General features: G+C 72.9%; 23 protein-coding genes. 17 read left to right on the plus strand and 6 right to left on the minus strand.

Annotated features, from left to right (window positions below; all coding sequences use genetic code 11):
• Nucleotides 1-29: 29 nt before the first annotated feature.
• Genes ACH427_RS12150 through ACH427_RS12205 form a run of 12 tightly spaced genes read left to right on the plus strand, consistent with a single transcriptional unit; the run spans nucleotide 30 to nucleotide 14,078 of the window.
• Nucleotides 30-1,181, plus strand: coding sequence for a radical SAM protein (locus tag ACH427_RS12150; RefSeq protein WP_398869339.1), 1,152 nt, complete (start codon nucleotides 30-32; stop codon nucleotides 1,179-1,181).
• Nucleotides 1,174-3,468 (plus strand): AMP-binding protein, encoded by a 2,295-nt coding sequence (locus tag ACH427_RS12155; protein ID WP_398869340.1) that lies wholly within the window; start codon nucleotides 1,174-1,176, stop codon nucleotides 3,466-3,468. Before ACH427_RS12150 ends, ACH427_RS12155 begins: the two co-directional genes overlap by 8 nt.
• Nucleotides 3,465-4,238: an SDR family NAD(P)-dependent oxidoreductase gene (locus ACH427_RS12160; RefSeq protein ID WP_398869341.1), complete on the plus strand. Its 774-nt coding sequence runs from the start codon at nucleotides 3,465-3,467 to the stop codon at nucleotides 4,236-4,238. Before ACH427_RS12155 ends, ACH427_RS12160 begins: the two co-directional genes overlap by 4 nt.
• Complete coding sequence (locus ACH427_RS12165) at nucleotides 4,238-5,479, plus strand: Gfo/Idh/MocA family protein (protein ID WP_398869342.1); 1,242 nt, start codon at nucleotides 4,238-4,240, stop codon at nucleotides 5,477-5,479. The genes ACH427_RS12160 and ACH427_RS12165 overlap by 1 nt, the downstream gene beginning before the upstream one ends.
• Complete coding sequence (locus ACH427_RS12170) at nucleotides 5,476-6,624, plus strand: LLM class flavin-dependent oxidoreductase (RefSeq protein ID WP_398869343.1); 1,149 nt, start codon at nucleotides 5,476-5,478, stop codon at nucleotides 6,622-6,624. The genes ACH427_RS12165 and ACH427_RS12170 overlap by 4 nt, the downstream gene beginning before the upstream one ends.
• Before the next feature lie 54 nt (nucleotides 6,625-6,678).
• On the plus strand, nucleotides 6,679-7,635 hold the full coding sequence (locus ACH427_RS12175; RefSeq protein ID WP_398869344.1) for a transglutaminase domain-containing protein: 957 nt from the start codon (nucleotides 6,679-6,681) through the stop codon (nucleotides 7,633-7,635).
• Nucleotides 7,626-8,333, plus strand: a complete 708-nt coding sequence (locus tag ACH427_RS12180) for an HAD-IA family hydrolase (protein WP_398869345.1) — start codon at nucleotides 7,626-7,628, stop codon at nucleotides 8,331-8,333. Before ACH427_RS12175 ends, ACH427_RS12180 begins: the two co-directional genes overlap by 10 nt.
• Nucleotides 8,330-9,370 (plus strand): LLM class flavin-dependent oxidoreductase, encoded by a 1,041-nt coding sequence (locus ACH427_RS12185; protein WP_398869346.1) that lies wholly within the window; start codon nucleotides 8,330-8,332, stop codon nucleotides 9,368-9,370. Before ACH427_RS12180 ends, ACH427_RS12185 begins: the two co-directional genes overlap by 4 nt.
• 4 nt (nucleotides 9,371-9,374) lie before the next feature.
• Nucleotides 9,375-10,937 (plus strand): serine hydrolase domain-containing protein, encoded by a 1,563-nt coding sequence (locus ACH427_RS12190; protein ID WP_398869347.1) that lies wholly within the window; start codon nucleotides 9,375-9,377, stop codon nucleotides 10,935-10,937.
• 44 nt (nucleotides 10,938-10,981) lie between these two features.
• The gene (locus tag ACH427_RS12195) at nucleotides 10,982-11,833 is read left to right on the plus strand and encodes a methyltransferase domain-containing protein (protein WP_398869348.1); all 852 of its coding nucleotides are present in this window, start codon (nucleotides 10,982-10,984) and stop codon (nucleotides 11,831-11,833) included.
• A gap of 5 nt (nucleotides 11,834-11,838) precedes the next feature.
• Nucleotides 11,839-12,702 (plus strand): SAM-dependent methyltransferase, encoded by an 864-nt coding sequence (locus ACH427_RS12200; protein ID WP_398869349.1) that lies wholly within the window; start codon nucleotides 11,839-11,841, stop codon nucleotides 12,700-12,702.
• Nucleotides 12,699-14,078, plus strand: coding sequence for a cytochrome P450 (locus ACH427_RS12205; RefSeq protein WP_398869350.1), 1,380 nt, complete (start codon nucleotides 12,699-12,701; stop codon nucleotides 14,076-14,078). Before ACH427_RS12200 ends, ACH427_RS12205 begins: the two co-directional genes overlap by 4 nt.
• 81 nt (nucleotides 14,079-14,159) lie before the next feature.
• On the opposite strand, the gene ACH427_RS12210 is transcribed toward ACH427_RS12205, so the two are convergent.
• Complete coding sequence (locus ACH427_RS12210; protein WP_398869351.1) at nucleotides 14,160-14,567, minus strand: PPOX class F420-dependent oxidoreductase; 408 nt, start codon at nucleotides 14,565-14,567, stop codon at nucleotides 14,160-14,162.
• Nucleotides 14,568-14,672: 105 nt separating this feature from the next.
• Between ACH427_RS12210 and ACH427_RS12215 the strand changes: the two genes are divergently transcribed.
• A complete protein-coding gene (locus tag ACH427_RS12215; protein WP_398869352.1) occupies nucleotides 14,673-15,569 on the plus strand; it encodes a hypothetical protein in 897 nt (298 codons plus the stop codon).
• 6 nt (nucleotides 15,570-15,575) lie between these two features.
• Here ACH427_RS12215 and ACH427_RS12220 read toward each other — a convergent pair whose 3' ends face one another.
• The 4 genes from ACH427_RS12220 to ACH427_RS12235 form a co-directional block, all read right to left on the minus strand.
• A complete protein-coding gene (locus ACH427_RS12220; RefSeq protein WP_398869353.1) occupies nucleotides 15,576-16,607 on the minus strand; it encodes a 3-dehydroquinate synthase family protein in 1,032 nt (343 codons plus the stop codon).
• Nucleotides 16,608-16,663: 56 nt separating this feature from the next.
• Entirely contained in the window at nucleotides 16,664-17,191 is a 528-nt protein-coding gene (locus tag ACH427_RS12225) for a winged helix-turn-helix domain-containing protein (RefSeq protein ID WP_398869354.1), read from the minus strand.
• A gap of 171 nt (nucleotides 17,192-17,362) precedes the next feature.
• A complete protein-coding gene (locus tag ACH427_RS12230) occupies nucleotides 17,363-18,907 on the minus strand; it encodes an FAD-binding oxidoreductase (protein ID WP_398869355.1) in 1,545 nt (514 codons plus the stop codon).
• Nucleotides 18,908-19,009: 102 nt separating this feature from the next.
• Entirely contained in the window at nucleotides 19,010-19,924 is a 915-nt protein-coding gene (locus ACH427_RS12235) for an ROK family protein (RefSeq protein WP_398869356.1), read from the minus strand.
• Nucleotides 19,925-20,133: 209 nt separating this feature from the next.
• Between ACH427_RS12235 and ACH427_RS12240 the strand changes: the two genes are divergently transcribed.
• From ACH427_RS12240 to ACH427_RS12250, 3 genes are all read left to right on the plus strand, one after another.
• Nucleotides 20,134-20,946, plus strand: coding sequence for a shikimate dehydrogenase family protein (locus tag ACH427_RS12240; protein WP_398869357.1), 813 nt, complete (start codon nucleotides 20,134-20,136; stop codon nucleotides 20,944-20,946).
• A 410-nt stretch (nucleotides 20,947-21,356) separates the two neighbouring features.
• The gene (locus ACH427_RS12245) at nucleotides 21,357-21,923 is read left to right on the plus strand and encodes a papain-like cysteine protease family protein (RefSeq protein WP_398869358.1); all 567 of its coding nucleotides are present in this window, start codon (nucleotides 21,357-21,359) and stop codon (nucleotides 21,921-21,923) included.
• Between the two features lie 10 nt (nucleotides 21,924-21,933).
• Nucleotides 21,934-22,782 carry a hypothetical protein gene (locus tag ACH427_RS12250; protein ID WP_398869359.1) on the plus strand — a complete coding sequence of 283 codons (849 nt, stop codon included), beginning with the start codon at nucleotides 21,934-21,936 and terminating at the stop codon, nucleotides 22,780-22,782.
• 79 nt (nucleotides 22,783-22,861) lie between these two features.
• Here the strand turns inward: ACH427_RS12250 and ACH427_RS12255 are convergent, their stop codons facing one another.
• Nucleotides 22,862-23,284, minus strand: coding sequence for a MarR family winged helix-turn-helix transcriptional regulator (locus tag ACH427_RS12255; protein ID WP_398869360.1), 423 nt, complete (start codon nucleotides 23,282-23,284; stop codon nucleotides 22,862-22,864).
• Nucleotides 23,285-23,361: 77 nt separating this feature from the next.
• Between ACH427_RS12255 and ACH427_RS12260 the strand changes: the two genes are divergently transcribed.
• Nucleotides 23,362-24,396 (plus strand): hypothetical protein, encoded by a 1,035-nt coding sequence (locus tag ACH427_RS12260; RefSeq protein ID WP_398869361.1) that lies wholly within the window; start codon nucleotides 23,362-23,364, stop codon nucleotides 24,394-24,396.
• The last annotated feature ends 70 nt before the right edge of the window (nucleotides 24,397-24,466 follow it).

Consider the following 24,466-nt stretch of genomic DNA (forward strand, 5'->3'; position numbering starts at 1 on the left):
GCGCAGCCCCACCACCAGAGAGGCCACTCATGTCCCGTAACACCCATCCTCCGACGGCCGCCCCCGACGCGGGCACCAGGCGGCGCCTGCCGCTGATCGGCAACGACCTGGTCATCAACGAGGACTCCTGCAACCTCAGCTGCACCTACTGCCTCACCGGACAGAGCAACCTCAAGGAGGGGCACTCCCTCCAGCTGATCTTCGAGCCCCCGCGGCGCGACAGCTACGCCAAGGACAGCGGGCTCGGGCAGCGCATGGACAAGGTCGCCGACCGGCTCCGGGACCGCTTCGGCCTGCCGCTGCTGAAGGTGACCGGGGGCGAGATCTTCCTCGTCCGGGGGATCATGGACTTCCTGGAGCAGGAGGCCCGCAAGTACGACGTGCTGGTCGTCCAGACCAATGGCGTCCTGGTGCGCGAGGAGCACCTGGAGCGGTTCCGCTCGTGGGGCAACGTCGTGCTCCAGGTCTCCCTCGACAGCCATCTCCACCACGGCAACAGCCACCGGGTGCCGTCGGAGGGCCTGCACGGGAAGGTCGTCGCCGCCATCGCCCGGATCCTGGACTCGGGGTTGCCGGTGGAGATCTACACGGTGCTCAACGACCGGAGCGTCACCGAGGTCTGCGCGTTCGCCGAGTGGCTGTCGGGGTTCTCCCGGCCTCCCGTGTTCTTCCCCTTCCCGGTGCGGGGCCCGGACTCGGAGGACTTCAAGGTGCGGCCGGAGCAGTTCGGCCACATCCAGGAACTCATCGACCGCTATGACGAGTTCGCGCGGGTCCTCCCGCCGCGGCCCTATTTCGACCGGCTGACCAGCTTCTACCGCGAGGGACGCCGCACCTTCCGCTGCCACCTGCCGCGGCTGGTCGTCTCCAGCTTCAGCGACGGCGTGGTCACCCCCTGCCCCAACATCTGGTTCTCCGACATGGGCAACGCCCTGGAGGAGGACTGGAGCGAGATGCTGGACACGGTCGGCACCAGCGGCCTCTACCGGGCCCTGCTCGCCCCCAAGCCCCGGCTCAAGGCGTGCCACGGCTGCTTCACGCCCTGGGACACGCTCTCGATGTACTTCGAGGACGAGATCACCCTCGACGAGCTGTGCGCCGCCCCCACCTACTCCCCGCCCCGCATCCGGCAGATGCTCAGCGACGCGAAGGCGGACTACCTCCAGGGCGGCCATGACTGAGCCGACAGGCGGTCACGAGGCGGACACCCTCCTGGGCGCGGTGGAGCGGCTGCCGGCCGGCCGGACGCCGCTGCCGGGGACCGACGCGAGCGCCCTGCTGGAGCAGGTGCGTACGGCCGCGGCGGCGCTCAAGGCCGAGGCGGTGGAGGGCGAGGCCGTGGCCCTGCGCGCACCCAACAGCCCGCAGTGGGTCGTCGCCTTCCTCGCGCTGCTGGCGTCCGGCGCCAGGCCCCTGCTGCTCGAACCCGGCACACCGGACACCGAGACCGCGCGACTGCTGCGCGCGGCCGGGGGCGGCAGATCCCTGGTCGTCCCCGGGACCGGCGAACTCCGACCGGCGCTGACCGGCCCGCCCGGGGAGCACTCCGGCGGCGGGTCCGCCGTTCTGCTCCCGACCTCGGGGTCGACCGGCGCGAGCAAGCTCGTCGCCCGCAGCGAGGAGAGCCTGCTCGCGGAGGGCCGCCGCTACCGCGACGGGGTCGGCCTCACGGGGGAGGACACCCTCCTGCTGCCGGTGCCGCTGTCCCACGCCTACGCGCTGGGCTGGCTGTTCGGCGGCCTGCTGACGGGGGCCGCGCTGCGCCCCGTACCGCCGGCCGCCCTGGGCCAAATCGCCGCGGAGCTGTCCGGTGGCGCGACGGTGGTGGCCCTGGTGCCCAGTGTGGCCCGGCTGCTGGCGACCCGTCGGCTGCGGGGAGCAGCGGCCGGACGGCCTCCGGGAGCGGCCGCCGCGCCCGCCCTCCGGCTGGCCATGGTGGGCGCGGGACCGGTGGACGAGCAGCTGGACCGCGCGTTCACCGAGGCGTTCGGGACTGGCCTCGCCCGGAACTACGGATCCACGGAGACGGGCGCCGTGCTCGCCGGGCCGGCGGGCCTGGAGCCCCTGTGCGCCGGCGCTCCCCTGCCCGGCGTGGAGTGCGAACTGACCGGCCGGGACGGCATGGTGCCGCCTCCCGGCACCCCGGGGCTGCTGAGCGTGCGGGTGGACGGAGAGCCGTACGCCATGGGCGACCTCGCCGTGGCCGTGCCCGGGGGCCTGCGCATCCTGGGACGGGAGGACCGGGCGATCCGCCGGGGCGGGCGCTGGGTCTCCCCGCTGGAGATCGAGGAGGTGCTGCGCGCGCACCCGGACGTGGTGAACGTGCGGGTCGGCGCCCGGCGGGGGCGGCACCAGGGCGAGGACGGGATCGTCGCGGAGGTCGCGCCGGCGGCGCCCGGCCTGACCCCCGGGGCGCTGCGCGAGCACGCCCGCCGGGAGCTGGCCCCGCACAAGGTGCCCGACGAGTTCGTCCTGCGGGAGAGCCTGCCGGTCAACGCTACCGGCAAGGTGCGGGCGGCGTCCGTCTACCGCCTCACCCGGGGCGCTGTCGAGGCCGCCCGCGCGTACAAGACCTCCGAAGTGCTCTTCGCCCTGCACGACTTGGGCGCGCTGGAACCGCTCGCCCGGGGCGCCGACACGGCGCTCCTCGCCGGAGAGCTGGGGTGTGACGCCGATGCCCTGGAGTGGCTGCTGCGCACGGCCACCGCCCTGGGGGTGCTGACCACCGAGGCGGAGGCGCCCGGGGCACGGGTCCGGGCCGGGGAGCTGGCCGCGTTCGTGGCACTGGAGGAGCACCTCTCCCGGGGGCTGGTCACCCGCGAGGAGCTCGCCGCCGTCGCCCGGCGCGGGACGGCTCGGCGCCCCTTCGACGAGAGCCCGCCGGAGACTCTCGATCCGCTCGTGCCGCTGTACCAGGGCGCGATGGACGGCCCCGGCGCACGGGCCAGGGCCGCGCTCGGTCTGCGGCTCCTGCGGCCGGGGCCGGCAGCGCGGACGGTGGAGGTGACCGCGGGTCCGGGCCGCTATCTGGAGCGCCTGCTCACCTTGGATCCCGAGGCGACCGGCCATCTGGTCACCGTCGGCCGGCTCAGCGGGCCGCTCTCCCCGGCCGTCGCCGCGGCCGTCGAGGCGGGCAGGGTGACCGTCGGCCCGCGCCTGCCCGCCGGTGACGCCGACTTCTGCGTGGTCGCCAACGCGGTGCACGGCCCGGGGCCCGGCAGCGCTCTCGGTGCCCTGCTCGGCTCCCTGCGGCCGGGCGGGCGGCTGCTGGTCGACGACGTCTTCCTGCCGCCGTCCGGGCCGGGGAGCGAACTGGCCCTGGACTGGCTCACGCACGGCGGGACCGCGTGGCCGACCACCGGCGATCTGATCGCCGGGCTGCTGCAAGAGGGGGCGGAGGTCGCGCGGCACGTGCCGCTGGACGCGTCCCCCTGTCATCTGATCATCGCCAAGGAGGCCGGTTCATGAGCAGCGTCACCGACCGGGCCACGGAGCGCCTGGGACAGAGCGGCCGCGTGGTCGTGGTCTCGGGCGCGTCCGGGCAGATAGGCGGCGCGTGCGCGCTGGAGCTCGCCGCGCTCGGCGCCACCGTCGTCGCGGGTTACCACAGCGGGGAGCAGGCGATCCGCAAGCTGCGGGAGCAGGTGGAGGGCCAGGGCGGCACGCTCGTACCCGTCGCGGCGGACCTCGGCGAACCCGCGGGCGCCGACGCGCTGGTGGCCGCGGCCGTCGAGCGGTTCGGACGGCTGGACGGCTGTGTGGCGGCCGCGGGTCTGCGCACCCGCAGGCTGGCGATGGCCACGGACACCCGGAGCCTGGAGAAGCTGCTGCGGGTGAACCTGGCCGGTTCGGTCAACCTCGCCAAGGCGTGCCTGAAGCCGATGATGCGCGCCAAGTACGGGCGGATCGTGCTCTTCGGCTCCCGGGCCGGGACCAGCGGGCTGCCCGGCCACAGCGCGTACGCCGCCACCAAGGGGGCGCTCCAGCCGTGGGCGGCCTCGGTGGCGGGCGAGGTCGGCAAGCACGGCATCACCGTCAACGTCGTCGCGCCCGGGGCGATCCGGGCCGAGGTGATGGACTTCTCGGAGGCCGAGCGCGATCTCGTCCTCCAGTTCATCGGGGCGGGGCGGCTCGGCGAGCCCGAGGAGGTCGCGGCGGCGGTGTCGTTCCTGCTGTCGCCGTCGGCCTCCTATGTCAACGGCAATACGCTCGTCGTCGACGGCGGTGCCCGCTTCTGATGACTTTCACGGAAAAGGCACCCGTCGTGACACCGCCGGAGACGGCGCGCGAGCCCCTGCGGATGGCCGTGCTGGGCGCGGGGTGGGTCTCGCGCAAGGTGTGGCTGCCGCTGCTGGCGGAACACCCGGCGTTCCGGGTCGACTTCCTCGTGGACGACGACCCCGTGGCCGCCAGGTCGGCCCTGCCGGAGGGCACGCCGACGCGCGTCCTGAGCAGACCGGAGGAGATCGCTCCGAGAAGCGTGGACGCGGCCATCATCGCCCTGCCCAACCACCTCCATCTCCCCGTGGCCAAGGCCCTGCTGGAGCGGGACGTGCCGGTGTTCGTCGAGAAGCCGGTGTGCCGCACGCTCTTCGAGGCCCAGGCTCTCGCCCTGGACCACCAGGCGCGGGGCGGCAGCATCGGGGACATCACCCTCTACGCCTGGAGCGCCGCCCGGCACCGCACCGACGTCTGCCGCCTGGCGGAGCTGCTGCCCTCGCTGGGCGCCGTGCGCAGCGTCGGGCTGAGCTGGATCCGGGCCACCGGCATCCCGCAGCGCACCGGCTGGTTCGTCGACCGGCGGCTCGCCGGCGGCGGTGCGCTGCTGGATCTGGGCTGGCACCTGCTGGACGTGGGGCTGCACCTGCTGGGGTGGCCGCGCGTGGTCCGGGCGGCGAGCACGATGTCGGCGGACTGGATGAGCCGGGGCGAGGCCACGGCCGACTGGAGCCGGCGCTCCTCCGGCACCGCGCGGTCCGGGCCCGGGGAGACGGTGGAGGACACCGCCCGCGGCTTCCTCGTCACCGACACCGACGTGGGCATCTCCCTGGAGACGCGCTGGGCCTCCCACCAGGCGCTGGACGTCACCACGATCACGGTGGAGGGCACCGAGGGAGTGGCCACGCTGCGCGGCACCTTCGGGTTCAGCCCGCACCGGCTGCGGAAGTCGAGCCTGGTGGTCCTGCGCCAGGGGGTGGAGGAGACCATCGCGCTGCCCGACGAGCCCGTGGGCGTCGAATACAAGCGGCAGGTGGACGAACTCGCCCGCCGGCTCGGCGGCTCGGCCGACGGGCAGGGCCCGGTGTCGGGCCTGGGCGAGGGCTCGATGGCCGAAGTGACCATCCTGGCCTCCTGCATCGACCACATCTATTCGGCCGCCGGTGTCGAGCCACCCTCCCCCCTGCGCCCGCCGGAGAGCGACGCGGCGCCCGGCACGCCCACTTGTCCACGTGTCCTGCCCACCCGGGGAAGCCAATGAAATTCGCTTATTTCTCCCATGTCTGGGGCCGTCCCGGGATCACGCCGGGCGAGCGCTATGAAGAGCTCTGGCGCGAGGTCGAGGACGCCGACCGCCTCGGCTTCGACTACGCCTTCTCCGTGGAGCACCACTGCACGCCGCACGAGAGCTGGATGCCCTCGCCCGCGGTCTTCTGCACCGGCGCGGCGCTGCGCACCGAGCGCATCCGGGTCGGGCCGATGGGCTGGGTGCCGCCGCTGCGCCACCCACTGCACCTGGTCGAGGAGGTCGCGACCCTGGACCAGCTCCTGGGCGGACGCCTGGAGGTGGGGCTGGCCTCGGGGGTCAGCCGTGATCCCTTCCTGCCCTTCGGCGCCGATTTCGACAACCGGCACCTCCTGACCCGGGAGGCCCTGGAGCTGTTGCGCGCCGCGTCCGCCGCTCAGGGCGCCTTCGATTTCGACGGACCGGCGCACCGGCTGCGCGACATCAACCTGTCCTTCCCGCCGGTGCAGCGCCCGCACCCGCCCGTGTGGGTGCCCACCACCAACCGCAACACCCTGCGCTATCTGAGCGAGGCCGGTGCCCACACCAGCTCCACGATGATCGTGCCGCGCGCGTCCATGGCGCTGGTCTACCGGCACTACCTCGACTGGTGGCGGGGCCACGGCCATGTGACGGACCCGCGCATCGGCTACTGGACGCTGGTCCATGTGGCCCGGACGGACGCCGAGGCGGAGGAGCGGGCGGCCGCGCACATGACCGAGACGTTCACCAAGACGCTGCGGTACGGCTCGGTGTCGCGCTCGCGCGATCAGCACGCCCCGCCGAGCAGGCTCAGCACGGCGGACATCCTGGCGGGCTCCGGCGACTTCCGCTTCCTGCTGGAGAACAACCTGGTCTTCGTCGGCTCGCCGTCGACCGTGGCCGACCGGATCAGGGCGGCGTCCCTGGAGGGTCATTTCGACACACTGCTGGGCGAGTTCGCCTTCGGTGAGCTGGCGGACCGGCACCGGGCCGAGTCCATGGAGCTCTTCGCCCACGAAGTGGCCCCGGCGCTGCGCCCCTTCACCCCCTACGCGCCGCGCCCGCAGGAGCCGGCGTACACCGCGAGCGACGAGCAGCAGGTGGCGGCCCGCCTCCAGGCCCTCGGCTACATCGACTGACGCGGCACCCCATCGGCGGGCGCACCCGCTGTCCCGTCCGCTTTCCGTCCCGCTGTGTTCCGTCCAGGCGAAAGGACCGAGGAGATCAGCGTCTACACGCCGGCCCGGCCCCCCTCCACCCAGGAGCTCCAGGCACTCGTGGCACGGCTGCTGCTCGTGCCCGACGAGCACCGCCGCTTCACCGTCGACGAGCAGAGCGCGCGCCGGCTGCACCGCGTCGGACCGGAGTTGCTGTCCGCGCTGTGCGAGGCGGGCGTGCCCTTCGTGGGTACGGGCGCGGCGCGCCTCTTCGACGGCTACGACCTGGGCAACGCGGCCCTGCACCTGGGCCTGGCCTCGGTGCAGCGCCGGGCCGTCCGCTCGTGGGCCGGTTCCCTGCGGACCGCCTCGGCCTCGCAAGGGCCCCGCTACCGCGTCGACGTCACCGCCTCCTGCCCGGTGCCCGGCCACGCGGGCCCGTGCCGCTACGGCGTGCTGCTGCCCGGCGCCCGCCGCCCGGTGGAGGCCGCCTCACCGCAGGAGACCACGCTGGCGCGGCTGTACGTACGGTCGCGCGGCCACTGGCCGGACTTCCCCCCGGCCGTCCTCGACCTGCTGCGCACCCTGGAGCCGGTCGGCTTCTTCCTGCTGCCCGAAGCGATCCGCTGGGACCCGGAGTTCCTGTGGAGCACGCGCATGGCGGACTGCGGCGGCGCGGCGGCCTGGCTGGTGGCGGAGGGCCGGCGCCGCGGGCTCGACGTGCGGTTCTCCTTCGGCCTGCTGGTGGCCAAGCCGTACTCCACACCGCACTGCTGGGCCGAGTTCCTGGTGGGCGGCCGCTGGGTGCCGGCCGATCCGCTGCTGCTGCGGGCCATGGCCGCCTGGGGCGGGCTGGACGCCGCGGCCCACCCGCCGCACAGCTCGCCGGGGGCCATCTACCACCGGCTCGCGGGCCGCTTCACGAAAGTCGTCAGCCACGCCGGGGTCTGGGCCCCGACGTCCCTACCCACGGAGCTCCTGCCATGCCTGTGAACCCCCCGCCCATCCCGGAGGCCGCGAAGGACGCGCCTTCCCCCTCGTTCCCGTCCCGGTTCACCACGGTCGTCTTCGACCTCGACGGCGTCCTCATCGACAGTTTCGCGGTGATGCGCGAGGCGTTCGCCCTGGCCTACCGCGAAGTGGTGGGGCCGGGCGAGCCGCCCTTCGACGAGTACCGCACCCACCAGGGCCGCTATTTCCCGGACATCATGCGGCTGATGGGTCTCCCCGGCGAACTGGAGGAGCCGTTCGTCCGGGAGAGCCACCGGATGATGGACCAGGTCGAGGTGTATCCGGACGTGCCGCAGCTGCTGGCGGACCTGCGGGCGGACGGCGTCGGCACCGCGATCGCCACCGGCAAGTCCGGCTCCCGGGCCCGCGCCGTGCTGGAGGCCGTCGGGCTGCTGCCCCTGCTGGACGAAGTGGTGGGCAGCGACGAGGTGCCGAGGCCCAAGCCGCACCCCGACATCGTGCGCGAGGCGCTGCGCCGGCTGGACGCGGCGCCCGAGGGCGCGGTCATGGTCGGTGACGCGGTGATCGACATCCGCAGCGGCCGCGCCGCGGGAACCGCCACCGTGGGCGCGACCTGGGGCGAGGGCGCACCCGGGCAACTGAGCGCCGAGCGGCCCGACTTCCTGCTCGACAAGCCGCAGAGCCTGCTCGCGCTGGTCCGCAGCGGCGGCCGCGCATGACGTCCGCGACCCCGCGCTGGAGCGTCGTCGCCCCGCAGGGCACCAACCTCGAACTGGCCGGAACGGACAGCCGCGAGGGCTGGCGGCTTCTCCTGGAGACCGCCCGCACCGTCCGCCGGCAGGGCCGCGGCGGGCTCTGGCTGCTGGACCGCACGGACACCCTGCCCCGGCGCGAGCCCGAGCCGGTCTGGGAGGGCTGGACGGCGCTCGCGGCGCTCGCGGGCGCGGTGCCCGGCCTTGATCTGGGGCTGCTCTCCTCGGCCCCGCCGTTCCGCAACGCCGCGCTGATCGCCAAGCGGGCGGCGGCCCTGGACATCGTCTGCGACGGCCGCCTCACCCTCGGCTTCTCCGCCCGCGAGTACCTCCCGGAGCATCACTCGACAGGGCACGCGGTGCCCGCGGGCCTGGAGCCCGACGAGGAGGAGGCCGCGGCCCACAGGTCTCTCGGGGAGACGGCCGAGGCCCTGCGCGCGCTGTGGAGCGGACAGCCCGTCACCTTCACCGGGGAACACATCCGCCTGACGTCGGCGCACTGCGTGCCCACCCCGCGGCAGCGCCCTCTCCCCCTCGCGCTGCGCGCCCCGGCCGGGGACGCCGGTCGCGGCGCGCTGCTGCCCGCCGACGCCACCGTGCGGGAGTGCGCGCACATCCAGTGGACGGGCGAGCCCGGTCAGGTCGCCGCGGCCGTCACCGCGTTCCGCCGCCGCCGTACGGAGCTCGGGCTCGATCCGGACGGCGTCCGGCACGCGTGGGCGGCGGAGTGCCGGATCTTCGACTCCGCGCTGGACCGCGACCGCTGGCTCGCCACCCCGCACGAGGTGCTGTTCTGGAGCCACCACCCCGACCTGCTGGCGCGGCGCAGCCTGTACGGGACGCCGGAGCAGCTCGTCGAACGCGCGCGGCGTCTCGTCGCCGCGGGCGTGGCGGAGTTCGTGCTGTGGTTCCGCGACTACCCGGCCACCACCAGCCTGGAGCGCCTGTTCCACGAGGTCGTCCCCCAGGTGGCGCCGGGCGCCGCCAAGGCAGCGGAGGAGTGAGCCCGTGCCCGACACCCTGTCCACCGCGCCGTTCCTGTCCACCGCCTGGCTCGACGGGGCCCGGAAGCTCGAACGCCCGCCGGCCGGCGAGCGCAGCACGGTCGCGCTCCGCCTGGAGCTCACCGACCCACCGGCCGATACGCCGCCGGCGGTCGACGTGCGGGTGGACCTGGTCTCCGGGCGGCTGGGTCTCACGGCCGCGGCCGGCGAGAGCCCGGGGCTGCGGATCCGGCTGCCCCTGGCGGCCGCCCGCGCCCTGCTGCTCGGCCCGGCGCGGGAGCGGGCCGGTGTCTTCGAGCGGGGTGACGTCCGGGCCGAGGGCAACTTCAGCCTGCTGTTCTTCATCGACGCCGCGCTGGAGCGCGACGGATCGGGCCATGTGGCCGCGCTCGGTGGCACGCCCGGTGCCCCGGCGCGCGCAGCGGCCCCCCCGCCCGGCACCGAGGAAGCGGCCGAGGCCGTCCGGGGCGCCCGTGCGGCACTTCCCGGCACCATGCGGGAGCTGGAGCGCGAGGTGGGCACCTCCACCCCGGGGGCGCAGATCTACGTCTCCCGCGACGGGGTCCCGCTCGCGGACGCGGGACTGGGGCTGGCCCGTCCCGGGGTCGCGATGACCCACCGGTCGCTCCCCTTGTGGTACTGCTGCGCCAAGCCACTGCTGTCGGTCGCCCTGGGCCGCCTGTGGGAAGCGGGAGTCTACGACCCGTACCTGCCCGTGGCGCACTATCTGCCCGAGTTCGGCAACCGGGGCAAGGAGTCCATCACCTCGATGGAGCTGCTGACCCACACGGGCCCGCTGCCCACCGGCGACGATCCGCTGCACGGCGTCGTGGCCGGCCCGGACGAGGAACGCCTGCGCCGCGCCTTCGAGGTGCCGGTGGCACCGCGCCCGGGAGGTGTGCCCGGCATCAACTACAGCCAGTGGTGGGCCTGGTTCGTCCTGGCGCGCATCCTCCCCGCCGTCGACGGCAGGGAGTACGGCACGTACGTCCAGGAGGAGATCCTGGGGCCGTGCGGCATGTCCGCCACCCATGTCCAGCTGGACCGCGACGGGTTCGCCGCGCTCGGGGACGAGCTGCCGCTGATCCATGTGAGCAACCCGGAAGGCGGCCCGCGGCCCACCCACTGGTGGTCCACCGAGGCGGCCACCACACGCTGCATCCCCGGGGTCAACACCCGGGGCCCGCTGCGCGACATGGGAAGGCTCTTCGAGATGCTGCTGCGCGGCGGGTCCGCGCCCGGCGGGCGCGTCCTGGCGCCGCCGACCGTCGCCGCCCTCACGGCCCGGCACCGCACCGGCCTGACGGACCGCTACGGCAACGCCGACTGGGGCATGGGCTTCCGCCTCGAATGCCGCCGGCTGGACCCGCGGTTCACCAGCTTCGGCTCGTACACCTCCCCCCGGTCCTACGGGCACGACGGCCTGTGGACCGCGGTGGTGTTCGCCGACCCGGACGCCGCTCTCGTCGTCGCCCTCCACCTCAACGGGAAGGTGGAGCACGAACGCCACCGCGAGCGCATCATCCGCCTCGCCGACGCCGTCTACCGGGACCTCCGCGTCTCCTGACCCCCGACCGGCCCAGACCCCCGACCTTCACGAGAGGCTCATCCATGCCGCACTCCGAGCTGTCCGACCTCCCCATGCCCTCGCCCGCCTCCGACGAAGTGGGCGCGCTCTACGACCGGTTCACCGCCCTGGGGGCCGCGTCCCTCGGCGAGAACCTGCACTTCGGCTACTGGGACTCCCCCGGCAGCCAGGTGCCGCTGGCCGAGGCCACCGACCGGCTCACCGACATGATGACCGAGCGGCTGCGCGTCGGCTCCGGCTCCCGCGTCCTGGACCTCGGCTGCGGCGTGGGGACACCCGGCGTGCGCATCGCCCGCCTGAGCGGCGCGCACGTCACGGGCATCTCGGTGAGCAAGGAGCAGGTCGCCCGGGCCAACGCGCTGGCCGAGGACTCCGGCCTCGCCGACCGGGCGCGCTTCCAGCGGGCCGACGCGATGGACCTCCCCTTCGAGGACGGGAGCTTCGACGCGGTCATCGCCCTCGAATCGATCATCCACATGCCCGACCGCGCCCAGGTCCTCGCCCAGGTCGGCCGGGTGCTGCGGCCCGGGGGCCGCCTGGTGCTCACCGACTTCTTCGAGCGGGCCCCCCTCGCCCCCGAGGGGCGGGCGGCCGTCCAGCGCTATCTCCACGACTTCATGATGACCATGGTCAGCGCCGAGACGTATCCTCCCCTGCTGCGCGGGGCGGGCCTGTGGCTGGAGGAGTTCCTCGACATCAGCGACCAGACCCTGGAGAAGACCTTCGTGGTGCTCTCGGAGCGCATCAACGCGTCGAAGGAGCGCCTGGAGACGGAATTCGGCGAGGAGATGGTGGACCAGTTCGACCCCGGCGACCTCATCGGCATCAAGGAGTTCGGCTATCTGCTGCTCGTCGCCCAGCGCCCGGGGAAGTGAGCGGCATGACCGACACCGCGTCCGCCTCCGACCAGATGGTCGAACTCTACAACCGCGTCACCGACTTGATGGTGCACGCGGAAGGCGGCTACATGCACGGCGGCTACTGGGCGGGCCCCGACGTCCCCACGAGCGTCGAAGAGGCCGGTGACCGGCTGACCGACCACGTCTCGGAGCGCCTGGGCCTCACCCCCGGGGAGCGGGTGCTCGACGTGGGGTCGGGCAACGGCAAGGCCACCTTGCGCATCGCCGCGCGGCACCGGGTGAAGGCCACCGGGGTGTCCATCAACCCGTATCAAGTGAGCCTGTCCCGGGAGCTCGCCGAGAAGGAGGGCGACGACACCACCGAATTCCACATCGGTGACATGCTCGCGCTCCCCTTTCCCGACGGCTCGTTCGACGCCTGTTACGCCATCGAGAGCATCTGCCACGCCCTGGAACGCACCGACGTCTTCACCGAGATCGCCCGGATCCTGCGCCCGGGCGGCCGGGTGACCGTGACGGACTTCGTGCTGCGCCGGCCGCTGAGCGAAGCGTCCAGGGCGATCGTCGACACCGCCAACGACAACTTCCAGCAGGGCCCCGTCCTCACCCGCGAGGCGTACGAGGACCGCATGCGGTCGGCGGGGCTGGAGGTGGTGGAGTTCCTCGACATCGGGGACGAGGTACGGCCGTCGTACGCGGCGGTCGCGGCGAAGATGCGCGCGGCCAGGGACGAGCTGGGCTCCCACATGGACGACGAGGCGTTCCACCGCATGGTCGACGGCATCGACCGCATGGGCTCGGTGGAGGAGGTCGGCTACTCGGTGGTCACCGCGCGGAAACCTCTCCCCCGGGCCCAGGGCGACGACGGGAGGGAGGGCCGGTGAAACCCACGCGAGAAGCCCCCCGGCAGGCGGGCCCCTGGACCGTCACCGAGGCCCCGGGGCGGCTGCCGCTGATCGGCCACACCATCCCGCTGCGCCGCATGCCCCTGGAATTCCTCACGGCCCTCCCCTACCGGGGCGACCTGGTGAAGGTCTCGCTCGGCCGCACGCCCGCCTATATGGCCTGCCACCCCGACCTGATCGGGCAGGTCCTGGCGGACCCGCGGACCTTCGACCGGGGCGGGCCGTTCTACGAGAAGACCAAGCTGCTCATGGGCAACAGCCTGGGCAACTGCCCCTTCAGGGACCACCGCCGTCAGCGCCTGCTGGTGCAGCCCTCCTTCCGCCGCGGCCGCCTGGCCACCTACACCGAGGTCATGCGCCGGGAGCTGGAGGCGGAGATGGACCGCTGGCGGCCCGGCGGGATCATCGACGTCAACGACGTCTTCCACGCGCTGACGGCACGGATCGGCGCACGGGTGCTGCTGTCCACGGAGATCGGCACCCCGGCCGTCGAAGGCATCCTGCGTCACCTCCCCGTGGTGATGGAGGGCATGTACGAGCGGATGGTCTCCCCGCTGGGTCTCCTCCACCGGACGCCGACGCCGGGCAACCGCCGCTTCGACGAGGCGCTGCGGCGACTGCGCTCCATCGTCGACGACATCATCGCCACCTACCGGGCGGCGGGAACGGACCACGGTGACCTGCTCTCCGGGCTGCTGGCCGCCCGCGACGAGGCCACCGGCGACCGGCTCTCCGACGCGGAGATCCACGACCAGGTGATGAACTTCCTGATGGCCTCCACCGAGACCACCGCGACGGCACTCACCTGGACCTTCCACCTGCTCGGCGAGAACCCCGGCTGCGAGGCCCGGCTGCAGGAACTGGCCGACAGCTCCCCCGCCGGGGAGCCGGACGGGGCGGACCGGACGGCAGGCCACAAGGACGAGCCGGACTACGCCCGGCGCGTCATCACCGAGGTGCTCCGGCTGTACCCGCCCGGCTGGCTGGTCACCCGGGTCGTCTCCGAGGAGACCGAACTCGGCGGCGTACGCATGCCGGCCGGAACGGTCATCATCTACAGCACGTACGCCCTCCAGCGTGACCGGCGCCTGTTCCCCGATGCCGAGCGCTTCGACCCCGACCGGTGGCTGCCGGAGCGGGCCAAGGACGTGCCGCGCGGCGCGATGATCCCCTTCGGGACCGGCAGCCGGAAGTGCATCGGCGACGAGTTCGCGATGAACGAGACGACGCTCGCGATGACGATGGTGGCCGCCCGCTGGCGGCTGCGGCCCGTGCCCGGCACCGTGGTCCGGCCGGAGCCCCGGGCCCTGGTCGCCGTGGGCCCCCTGCCCATGGTCACCGAACCACGCGTCTGAGCCCCTGCCCGCGAGCAGGGCGCCGATCGCGGTGCGGCGGACCCGCCGACGGGTCCGCCGCACCGGTTCACCGGCTTGTCATCACCACTGCTCGAAGACCGCCTCGGGAACGACCCGGACGGCGACGATGGCGCTCTCGTCCGGCGGCTCGGGGAAGGACTCGCGATAGGGCATCCCCCGGTATTTCAGGGAGAATTCATCGAAGAAGGCGCCGGGGTCCGGCACATCCATGAAGTGCGCGGTGCCCCGGATCGCGGCATAGGTGTAAGGGGCGTCCGCCGGGTGGAGCAGCACGCTCACGCGCGCGTCGTTCAGGATGTTCTTCTCCTTGCGGCTGCCGCGCAGAATCGTGAACAGTACGTCGGAGCCCTCACGCCGGACCCACACGACGGACTGGTGCGGACGGCCGTCGGGGCCGACAGTCGCCACGACGCCGAACACGAGGGAATCCAGGGCCTTCTTCAACGGCTCGGACAGCTCGATCGACATAGAAACACCACTCCCCTCCCGAATCGAAACACTCTACTTTCTCCTGAACTTGTCGGCATCACCAGTCACTTGACGCCATCGGCCCCATGCGAAAGGTTCCCTCCAGTGAGTCATCCCGTCGTCCGAGCCGAGGGTCACATCTGGCTCACCGCGCGGCTGCTGGAACAGCGCCGCTTCGCCCACCATTTCCGCACACCCGACCCCGACGGGGTGGAGGCGGCGCTGAGGGGCTATCAGCGGCCCGACGGAGGCTTCGGCTTCGCGCTGGAACCGGATCTGCGCGGACCGGGCCCGCAGCCCCTGCACGCGGCCTTCGCGCTGCGGGTGCTGGACGAGATCGGCCGCTGCGACGAGACCCGAACGGCGGGTCTCCTGCGGCATTTCGAGGCCATCAGCGCGCCCGACGGAGCCCTGCCGGCCATCCATCCCTCGCTCCGCGGCTACCCCTCGGCATCCGTCCTGCCCCTGCGGGACGATCCCCCGGGCGCGCTGCTGTCCACCGGTCCCGTCGTCGGGCTGCTGCTGCGCAACGGCATCCGCCATCCATGGGTGGAGCGCGCCGCGGAATTCTGCTGGGCGGCCGCCGGCGCGCTGGACGCCACCCACCCCTACGAGGTGGAGGCCGCGGTCGACTTCCTCGACGGCGTGCCCGACCGCGACCGGGCGCTGCCGGTGGCCCTCCGGCTGGGGGACATGACGCGCGGGCGGCGGATGTATGTGACCGATCCGGAGCGTGCGGAGGAGTTCCCTGTGCCGCCGGGGTACGCGCCGGGCGAGCACCACTTTCCCTACGACGTCGCCCACTCCCCCGCCTCCCTGGCCAGGCAGTGGTTCACCGGCCGGGAGATGGAGGACTGCCTGGACTTCCTCGCGGCCCGGCAGGAGGAGGACGGCGGGTGGCCGATCCTGTGGCGCGCGTGGGCACCCGGGTCACGGCTGGAGTGGCGCCCGGTCGTCACCCTCGCCGCCCTGCGCACCTTGCGCGCCTACGGCCGCCTGTGAACCCTGTCAGTCGCCCTCCCGCGGCATCGCCGCGAGCGTGCGCAGGACGACGTCCTCCGGGATCCCGGGCACCAGTTCCACGCCGGACGGCCCGTCGAGCACGAAGGCCAGTCCGGACGTGGCCTTCTTGTCGTGCCGCATCAGGGCGACGAGCTCGGTGATGTCGGTGCCCGCCGGAAGGGCTTCCGGGAGTCCGTAGTGGCGGACGACCTCGGTGTGCTCGCGCGCGCGGTCGGCGCCGATGCGGCCCAGCGCCTCGGCGAGCCGGCCCGCGAAGACCGTCCCGATCGCCACGCCCAGGCCGTGCCGGAGGGCGAAGTCCGTGGCGGTCTCCAGCGCGTGGCCCAGCGTGTGGCCGTAGTTGAGGATGTGCCGCAGGCCGGAGTCCCGCTCGTCGGCCGCGACGACGGACGCCTTCAGCCGCAGGCTCGCGGTGACCTGTTCGTGGACGGCGAGGCCGCGGAGGTCGCCCGCGCCGATGAAGTGGCAGCGCGCTATCTCGCCGTAGCCGTTGGTCCACTCCTCGGCGGGCAGCGTCCGCAGGTACGAGGTGTCGCACAGCACGGCCTTGGGCTGCCAGTAGGCGCCCACGAGGTTCTTGCCCTCGGGCAGGTTGACCGCGGTCTTGCCGCCGACGCTCGCGTCCACCTGCGCCAGGAGGGTGGTCGGCAGGTGCACCACCGGCACACCCCGGTGGTGCAGCGCCGCCGCCAGGCCGACGGTGTCGGTGGTCGAGCCTCCTCCGCAGGAGACGACGACGTCGTGGCGCGTGATGCCGAAGGTGGTGAACTTCCGGCACAGGTCCTCGACGGTCGCGAGCGTCTTGTGCCGCTCGCCGTCCCGCGCCCGGACGATCAGCGCGGGCACCCCGGGATCGGGCACCAGGTCGGGGGGCCGGGCGGTCACCACGGCGGCCCGGCGCGCGCCGAGGGAGGCGACGATGCCGGGGAGGAGGTGGCGGACCCCCGGTCCGACGTGCACGGGATAGGACCTCTCGCCCAACTCGACGTCGATGCGGCTGTGCTGGGGCTGCGGCACTTCGGGCTCCTCACTCGTAAGGGCGTCCGGTGCGGACACGCGGCCGCGCTCGGCGCTCAGTCCCCTTCCCCGCCTTCCCCGCTTTCCGCGCTCTCCAGGACGTAGCCACGCCCCCGGACGGTGCGCACCCTCAGGCCCAGCGCGGCGAGACGCCGCCGGATCCGCATGATGTGCAGGTCGAGGGCGTTGCGGCTCGGCACGGTACGCCCCTGCGGCAGACGGAGCAGATCGTCGCGGGTGACGACCTCGGCGTAGGACTCGGTGAGCCGGGCGACGAGCCGGGCCTCGGTGGGCGAGAGCAGGGCGGAGCGCCACCGGAAGCGCAGCACTCCGTTCGGGTCGACCTCGGGCCGGGACTCGGCGGCGGCTGCCCTGATCCGCAGCGCCTCGGCGCGGGCCCGCAGATCGTCGGCGCTGACGGGAGCGCGGACCCAGTCCTCCTTGAGGTCGACGCACAAGGGCGCCTCGGCCCCGGCCTCCAGCACCAGGATCCGCATGACGCCCCGGTCGCGGCAGCGCTCCCTCCGGTCGGACTCCACCGGCCAGCGGATCAGCTCCACCCTCTCCACCGCTGATGCTCGCAACTGGCGCCCCCTCCACGGCAACTGGTCTCTGCGCGACCGGACTTCACTCAATCACACAGAAGCGCACGGGCGCACCAGTGCCCACAGGAGCGGCGTAGAGGAACAGGTTTCCGTGGCCTCCCGGGAAGAGACCCCCTCGAAGAGGCTCCTCCCGGGAGAGGCCACGGAAGGTCAGACGGCCTGCGCGAAGGAGAACAGCCGGTGCGGGTCGTAGGCCGCCTTGACGGCGGCCAGGCGGCCGTAGTTCTCGGCGTAGTAGGCCGACTTCCAGTCGCCGAGCTCCGGGTCGATGAAGTTCTGGTAGCTCTCGCCGTTGGAGTACGGCCCCAGCGTGCGCAGCCCCCGCGCGGCCCAGGCGCGGCCGAGCCGCTCGTCCTCCTCCGTGTACTTCGGGTCGTTCAGACCGACCGAGAACCCGAGGTAGAACTCGGTGTCGCGGTGGACGTACGCGGTGGCGGCGCGGTCAAGGCGGTTGGCGGCCCCGCCGAGGGCGAAGAAGCTCAGGAAGCGGAACTGCCCGGCGCGCGGGTCGGCGGCGTACGCCTCCAGGATCCGCTCGACGCCTTCTTCCCCGATGGCCCGGGAGAAGAGCCGGTTGCGGTCCATGGAGAAATTCTGCCGGGGCAGTGCGGCCTCGGGCGAGTAGCCGACCGTGTGGCACTGCTCGGGAGTGAGGTCGGCGCAGCCGTACTGGGCCATCATCGCGTCGTGCTGGGAGAGCGTCTTGGCGGAGCGGGTGGCGGGCGTGCCGCCCACCGAGGCCACCAGGGAGTCCAGCAGGGGGGCGAGCGCGTCCGGCGCGCCCAGCCAGGCGCCGGTGACGACCACGACCGGCGCGCCGGTGCCGGCGTCCGGCCACTGCACGGCCAGCGCGGCGCCGAGGTCCCGGGGGCCGTCGATGATCCAGTGCTGCCACGCCTCGATGACCCGCCGCGCCGACTCCCACGGCCAGGTGAGGTTGTAGCTGACGACGCAGGGCACGTCCGTGGGGCGCAGCTCGAAGCTGGTGACGACGCCGAAGTTGCCGCCGCCCCCGCCGCGCATCGCCCAGAACAGGTCGGGGTGTTCGGTGGCGGAGGCCGTCACGGCACGGCCGTCGGCGAGCACGACCCGGGCGGAGACCAGCCGGTCGCACGCCATGCCGAACTTGCGGCTCTGCCAGCCCAGGCCGCCGCCCTGGACGAAGCCGCCGGGACAGACGCCCGGGCAGTTGCCGCTCGCCACGGCGACGCCGCGCGGCGACAGGGCGGTGAGGGCGTCCACCTGCTGGGTGCCCGCGCCCATGACGACGGTGTTCCGGGTGAAGCTGACCGCGTGGAACTCGGAGACGTCCAGGACGATCCCGTCGGTCGTGGAGTAGCCGCCGAAGCTATGCCCACTGCTGCGCGGGGTGAGGGGCAGCGCGTTGTCCTGGGCGAACGCGAGGGTCGTCCGTACGTCCTCCTCGGTGCGGCAGTACGCGACGGCCTGCGGGCGGATGCCGTCGAACTGGCCGCTGTAGATCTTCCTGGCCCGCTCGTAGCCGATGTCCGACGGCAGGACGAGATCGCCCGACAGATGACGGCGTAAGGAGGCCCAGTCGGTCCCGCGCGCCGCCGCGCGTCCTCGTCCGCCCGGCAGGCCCACGGCCGCCGCACCGGTGGCGGCCGTACCGGCCACGGCGGCGGCCGCCGCCACCCCGGCGCCGGCGCGAATGACGGTCCGTCTGTCGAGCATGACGCTGGCTCCTTCTGCCGGCCCCGAGCGCACGAGGCATGGTGAACATGCGCGAAATCACCTGTGATTGTGCTCAATCGGACCGGTGAGCGGCCCTACCTGTCACCCCGCCGAAAGAAACCGCCGAAAGAGACGGTCGCCGTCCAGGGGCCGGGCTCCCTGCCCGTGCGCCTCCGTTGCGAGCAGGACCGCGCCGTGCAGGGACGACCGCCCGCCGAGCACCGCCGGCCGCACCCGCACCGGATCCGTTCCGGGGCGCGCCAGCCGCTCGGCGTGTGCCGCCACCGAGGCCACGTATCCCGGCATGCCCGCCGCGAACCCGCCGCCGACGAGGACGAGTTCGGGGTGTGCCAGCTCGCAGATGCCGGTCACGGCGGCGGCGACCGCCCCGGCGCTCTCGTCGACCGCCGTCAGCGCCCACGGCGCGTGAAGGTTCGCCCCCGCCGCCAGTTCGGCGAAGCCGGTCTCCTGGCCGCGCAGCTCGGCGGCGCGGCGGAGGGTGGCCGGTCCCGACGCGATCGCCTGGACGCACCCGGCGCGCCCGCAGTCGCAGCGGGGGCCCGAGCGGTCGACGACGACATGGCCGACCTCGCACGAGCCGCGGCCGGGACCCGGCCAGGAGCGGCCTTCGTGGACGATGCCGCCGCCGATGCCCGTGCCGACCCCCACGTACAGCAGGTGCCGGCAGTCGGCGGCACGGGACTCGGCCAGTGCGGCGAGATCACCGTCGTCGGCACAGGCGACCGGGATACCGGGCAGCAACTGCCGGAAGGCGGCCGCCAGATCGAGGCCCGCCCAGCTCGGCCGGCCCGGCCACGTACGCACCCTGCCGGCCGCGTCGCAGATCGCGGGCAGAGCCACGCCGGCCCCGGCGAGGGGCCCCTCGCCGCCTTCCAGGAGGCCGCGGACGCGCGCGGCGAGCAGGTCCAGGTCCGCGGTGACGTCACTCGCGGCGGGCCAGCGGAACGTCTCCTCGGTGCGGCGGCCGCCCGGCTCGCCGCCGGTGTCCTCTGTCACCCGCAGGGCGACCTTCGAACCTCCGATGTCGATTCCCAGGTATCTGATCGCCTCGTCCCTCCGTCGGGAGCGGTCGGGAGCAACTGCCGGGACGACAACGGCGCGTCAGGGCAACGCCGGGTTGTGCCGAGCGGCAGTCACGGCAAAGCTGTGGAGCATCTCCAGCACCGTAGGACAACATCCGAGCGGGGTACAGAGAGGATCCGCTGATGGAATCCCTTGGGCCGGTGGCCGGCGTCTCGGGCACCACGCGGCTGTACGCGGTGCTGGGCGACCCCGTCGCCCAGGTCAAGGCGCCCGGCCTGCTCAACCCCCTGCTGAGCGGACTCGGTCTGGACGCCGTGGTGGTGCCGGTGCACGCCCGGGCACGGGATCTCACCGAGGTGGTCAAGGGGCTCAAGCGGATCGGCAATCTGGACGGCCTGCTGGTCACCGTTCCGCACAAGGCGGCCCTGTGCGCGCTCGCGGACGGCCTCGGACCGGCGGCCGCCCTCATCGGGACGGCCAACGCGATGCGGCGCGACCCCGACGGCCGCTGGCTCGCCGAGAACTTCGACGGGCACGGATTCGTCCAGGGGCTCCGGACGGCCGGGCACACGGTGCGCGACAGCCACGTGGCGCTGGTCGGCGCCGGAGGGGCGGGCAGCGCGATCGCCACGGCGTTGCTGATGACCGGCGCCGCGCGGGTGTCCGTGCACGACACCGACCGCGACCGGCTCGACGCGCTGCTCCTGCGGCTCGGTTCCCGCTGGCCGGACGGGATCCGGGCGCTCGGGCCCGGTGACCTGGAGGCGGCCGGCTTCGCCGTCAACGCGACGCCGCTGGGCATGCGCCCCGAGGACCCGCTGCCCTTCGACCCCACGAGGGTGCGACCGGACGCCGTGGTGGTCGACGTCGTCATGAAGCCGCACGAGACGGCACTGCTGAGCGCGGCCGGCGCCGCCGGGCGCCGCGTGCACCACGGCATCCACATGCTGGAGCAGCAGGTGCCGTGCTATCGCGCGTTCTTCGGGTGGCCGTGACCTCCGGCCCGGCCCGCATTCGGCATGCGCCGGGGCCGGCGACCGAACTCAGGTGAGCCTGGCCGGAACACCGGCAATCCCTGAGCGCGAACTCCACGACTTCCGGGCGGTGCCGGGAATTGGCCCGTGGCCGCCTGCCAGGAAAATACGGGGCTGAAATTCGCCCCCAACTCCGGCCTGCTCATACGATGTTCGCCCACTCGTCCGGGTGAAGCACTCGCGAGACCTCTGGCCAGCATTGACGCATTGCGCTGTCCTGGAATTCCGCCTCTCCGGTCCCACGGACCCGCGGACCCACCGGAGAGAAGCCCCTCACTTTCTTGTCGACTTTCTTTTCCACGCGTCCTCTTCACGCCTCTACGAAGCGTTGGATGCACCCGGCAACCAACCCCATCGGGAAGGAAAGAAAGATGAGCAGAAGCAGGTTCACCACGACCGTGTCAGCTCTCGCGCTGACCGTGTCGGGGCTCCTGGTGGCCACCACCGGAACGGCCCAGGCGGCGGCCTACGACGACATCAATATGCAGAAACAGGAAAAGACCCAGTGGTGCTGGGACGCCTCGGGCAACACCATCGCGAGCTGGTGGGGCTACAACTACAGCCAGACCGACTTCTGCGATCTCGCGCACAACGCGACCGGCGTCAGCTGCGACAACCAGCCGGCCACCCTCGGGGACATGGCGGGCGCCTGGCAAGGCATGGGCTTCGGCAACACCGGCCAGGGAGTGAGCAGCCCGCTGTCGTTCAGCGAGACCTCCAGCGAGGTCAACGCGGGCCGGCCCATGGCGGTGCGCATCGGATGGACGTCCGGCGGTGGCCATATGAACGTCATCTACGGCTACGACGAGTCGAACAACACGATCGGCGTGGGCGACCCGTGGCCGGACACCCAGACCTACACCTGGTGGAACTACAACGACTACGTCAGCAACAGCTCGTTCAAGTGGACGCACAGCCGTGAGCGGATCCAGGGTTAGGGAGGGCACCATGCGTGACAACAGAAGCTCCGGGACCACTCACCTCGCGCGCCTGTCCCTCGGCCTCGCGCTGGGCGCGTCGGCGGTGCTGACCGCGGCGACCGGAACGGCGCACGCCGTCGACGGCCCGCTCGACATCCCCGACTACCAGGCCGCGCTGGACGCGGTGAAGTCGACGGCCGTCCACAACTCCGTCTGCCGGTTCCTCAGCGTTCCGGTGCCGCACGGCGGCGCCCGGGGGCCGCAGACGATTCCCGCCAAGACTGACCCGTGCCAGGGCGTGCCGTCCTTCACCATCAAGGACCCGGTGGCGCTGTACGAGGTCACCCCGGACTTCGTGGCCGGCAAGGCCAAACCCGTCCTCACCGAGGCCCTCCGGCTCACCTACGCGGTGTCCTCGGTCAGCGCCGGCGACGGCCGCGGCGCGACCGCCATGCTCGCCGCCACCCAGGGCGGCGGCTGGCACCTGGCCGCCGTGCGCGAGGGCGACAGCGACGCCGCCTACCCCACGAAGGGGGATCTGGGGGCCTCGGTGTTCTCCACGCCGCAGGACCACGCCTGGTACCAGCTGAAGCTCGACACCGTGGAGCCCCTCAACGACGCGGCCAAGACCGCCCTCGGCGGCAAGGCGTCGGTGTCCCTGGCCGATTACCAGACCCTGCTCAAGGGCCGTCTCGCCGACAAGCTGCCGGGCTCGGACTACGACACGAAGGGCTACTCCAGCGGCTACCGGGCCACGGCCCCGGCACACCGCTCCTCGTCCCCGGCCCCGCTGGTCATTGGCGGTTCGGGCGCGGCGCTGGCGTTCGCCGGCGGCGTCTTCGCTGTCCGCCGCAGGCGCGCGGCCAGGACCGGCTGACCCGCTTCGCGACACGTCGTTTCCTTCGCCCCGGTGCCCGGCCGTCCGGCCGGGCACCGGGGCGAAGCCGTGACAGGAGTCAGCTCACGGCGTTGTACCGCTGGAGGTACCCGGAGAAGCGCTCCAGATCCTCGTCGCCCCACTCCGTGAAGCGCTCCTCGAAGGTCACTCTGCGCTGCCGGTGCGCTTCCTCCAGGAGCCGCAGGCCGTCCTCGGACGGCCGCAGGATCTGGCCCCGGCGGTCGTCGGGGTCGGGCTCGCGGACGATCAGGCCCAGGCGTTCCAGCACGGCGGTCTGCCGGCTGACCGTGGACTTGTCCAGCAGGAAGTGCTCGGCCAGATCCGTGCCGCGGCAGCCGCCGGTCTCCTTCATGTGATCGAGCATGGTGTAGGTGACCAAGGACAGCTCGGGGTGGATCTGAGCGGCCTTGTGGCGTGCCCGGCGGGCGAAAGCGGTCAGCTCGCGCTGGATGGTGCCGATGGTCACATCGCGGTCGGGCATACGTCCTCCTCCATGTTCGTTGCATAATACATCTGACATTGGTTGCATTTACCAACCTATCCAGAGGAGCCGCCCCCATGACCACAGCCGCGCACGGACCACGCCACGCCACGCACGGGCCGCGCCATCACGCCAAGCACGTCACGCTGCACCTGCTGACCCCGCTGCTGATGTGCCTCGGCATGGGCCTCGCCTACCTGGGCGCGTTCCACTCGCCCGAACCGCACGAGATGAAGATCGCGGTCGTCGGCACCTCGGCCAAGGCGGACACGCTCGCCCGGACCCTCCAGAGCAAGGCGGGCGACACGCTGGACGTCACCACCGTCGCGGACCGCGAGACCGCCGTCGCGCGCCTGGAGGACCGCGACCTGGCCGGCGCGTACGTACCGGACGCCGCGCACCCCGAGGCGCTGGTCGCCAAGGCCAACTCCGACACCACCGCCGTGGCGGCCACGACCGTCTTCCGCACCGTCGCGGACCGGCAGGGCGTACCACTGACGGTCACCGACCTCACCACGCTCTCCAAGGGCGACCCGACCGGGCAGGGCATCTTCTTCCTGCTGGTCGCGCTGAGCATCGGCTCGTACGGCAGCGTGGCCGCCATCGGGGCCGCCGGCGCGGCCTTCAAGCTGTGGACCCGGGCGGCGATCGGCCTGGCCACCTCCGTCGTGGTGAGCGTCATCGGCATCGCGCTCGCCGGCCCGGTCTTCCACATCGTCGACCACGACTACGCGACCGTGTGGGCCATGGGCTGGCTCTACTCCGCGGGCGTCATCACCATAGGCATCGGCCTGCACACCTTTCTCAAGCGCTGGACGACGCTGGCGCTGATGGTGCTGTTCGTGATGCTGAACTTCACCTCGTCGGGCGGCGTCTTCCGGCCGGAGCTGCAGAACGGGTTCTTCGGCTCGCTGCACGCCTTCTGGAACGGCGCGGGCTTCGTCGAGGGCGCCCGCAGCCTGCTCTACTTCGACGGCGGCGCGGGCTTCGACGGCCGCGTCGTCTCGCTGGTGTGCTGGCTGGCCGCCGGCGTGGCACTGCTCGCGGTCTCGGCCGCGACCGAGAGCCGCCGGGCACGGCGGACGCCGTCGGCCGCCCCGGCCGTTGCTTGACATCCTGAAACATTGGCATTTACATCGAAGCAGGTACTTGAGGACCTCAAACACCCGCTGCCGAGCCCCA

The organism is Streptomyces sp. NPDC020379, assembly GCF_044387105.1.
In the GTDB taxonomy this organism is placed as follows: domain Bacteria; phylum Actinomycetota; class Actinomycetes; order Streptomycetales; family Streptomycetaceae; genus Streptomyces.

What these genes read in the sequence shown, in the direction of transcription:
- ACH427_RS12230 (WP_398869355.1), bottom strand. Translation starts at nt 18,907, where the DNA reads ATGCTCGACAGACGGACCGTCATTCGCGCCGGCGCCGGGGTGGCGGCG.
- ACH427_RS12155 (WP_398869340.1), top strand. Translation starts at nt 1,174, where the DNA reads ATGACTGAGCCGACAGGCGGTCACGAGGCGGACACCCTCCTGGGCGCG.
- ACH427_RS12240 (WP_398869357.1), top strand. Translation starts at nt 20,134, where the DNA reads ATGGAATCCCTTGGGCCGGTGGCCGGCGTCTCGGGCACCACGCGGCTG.
- ACH427_RS12200 (WP_398869349.1), top strand. Translation starts at nt 11,839, where the DNA reads ATGACCGACACCGCGTCCGCCTCCGACCAGATGGTCGAACTCTACAAC.
- ACH427_RS12245 (WP_398869358.1), top strand. Translation starts at nt 21,357, where the DNA reads ATGAGCAGAAGCAGGTTCACCACGACCGTGTCAGCTCTCGCGCTGACC.
- ACH427_RS12250 (WP_398869359.1), top strand. Translation starts at nt 21,934, where the DNA reads ATGCGTGACAACAGAAGCTCCGGGACCACTCACCTCGCGCGCCTGTCC.
- ACH427_RS12255 (WP_398869360.1), bottom strand. Translation starts at nt 23,284, where the DNA reads ATGCCCGACCGCGATGTGACCATCGGCACCATCCAGCGCGAGCTGACC.
- ACH427_RS12210 (WP_398869351.1), bottom strand. Translation starts at nt 14,567, where the DNA reads ATGTCGATCGAGCTGTCCGAGCCGTTGAAGAAGGCCCTGGATTCCCTC.
- ACH427_RS12165 (WP_398869342.1), top strand. Translation starts at nt 4,238, where the DNA reads ATGACTTTCACGGAAAAGGCACCCGTCGTGACACCGCCGGAGACGGCG.
- ACH427_RS12195 (WP_398869348.1), top strand. Translation starts at nt 10,982, where the DNA reads ATGCCGCACTCCGAGCTGTCCGACCTCCCCATGCCCTCGCCCGCCTCC.
- ACH427_RS12180 (WP_398869345.1), top strand. Translation starts at nt 7,626, where the DNA reads ATGCCTGTGAACCCCCCGCCCATCCCGGAGGCCGCGAAGGACGCGCCT.
- ACH427_RS12170 (WP_398869343.1), top strand. Translation starts at nt 5,476, where the DNA reads ATGAAATTCGCTTATTTCTCCCATGTCTGGGGCCGTCCCGGGATCACG.
- ACH427_RS12150 (WP_398869339.1), top strand. Translation starts at nt 30, where the DNA reads ATGTCCCGTAACACCCATCCTCCGACGGCCGCCCCCGACGCGGGCACC.
- ACH427_RS12185 (WP_398869346.1), top strand. Translation starts at nt 8,330, where the DNA reads ATGACGTCCGCGACCCCGCGCTGGAGCGTCGTCGCCCCGCAGGGCACC.
- ACH427_RS12260 (WP_398869361.1), top strand. Translation starts at nt 23,362, where the DNA reads ATGACCACAGCCGCGCACGGACCACGCCACGCCACGCACGGGCCGCGC.
- ACH427_RS12160 (WP_398869341.1), top strand. Translation starts at nt 3,465, where the DNA reads ATGAGCAGCGTCACCGACCGGGCCACGGAGCGCCTGGGACAGAGCGGC.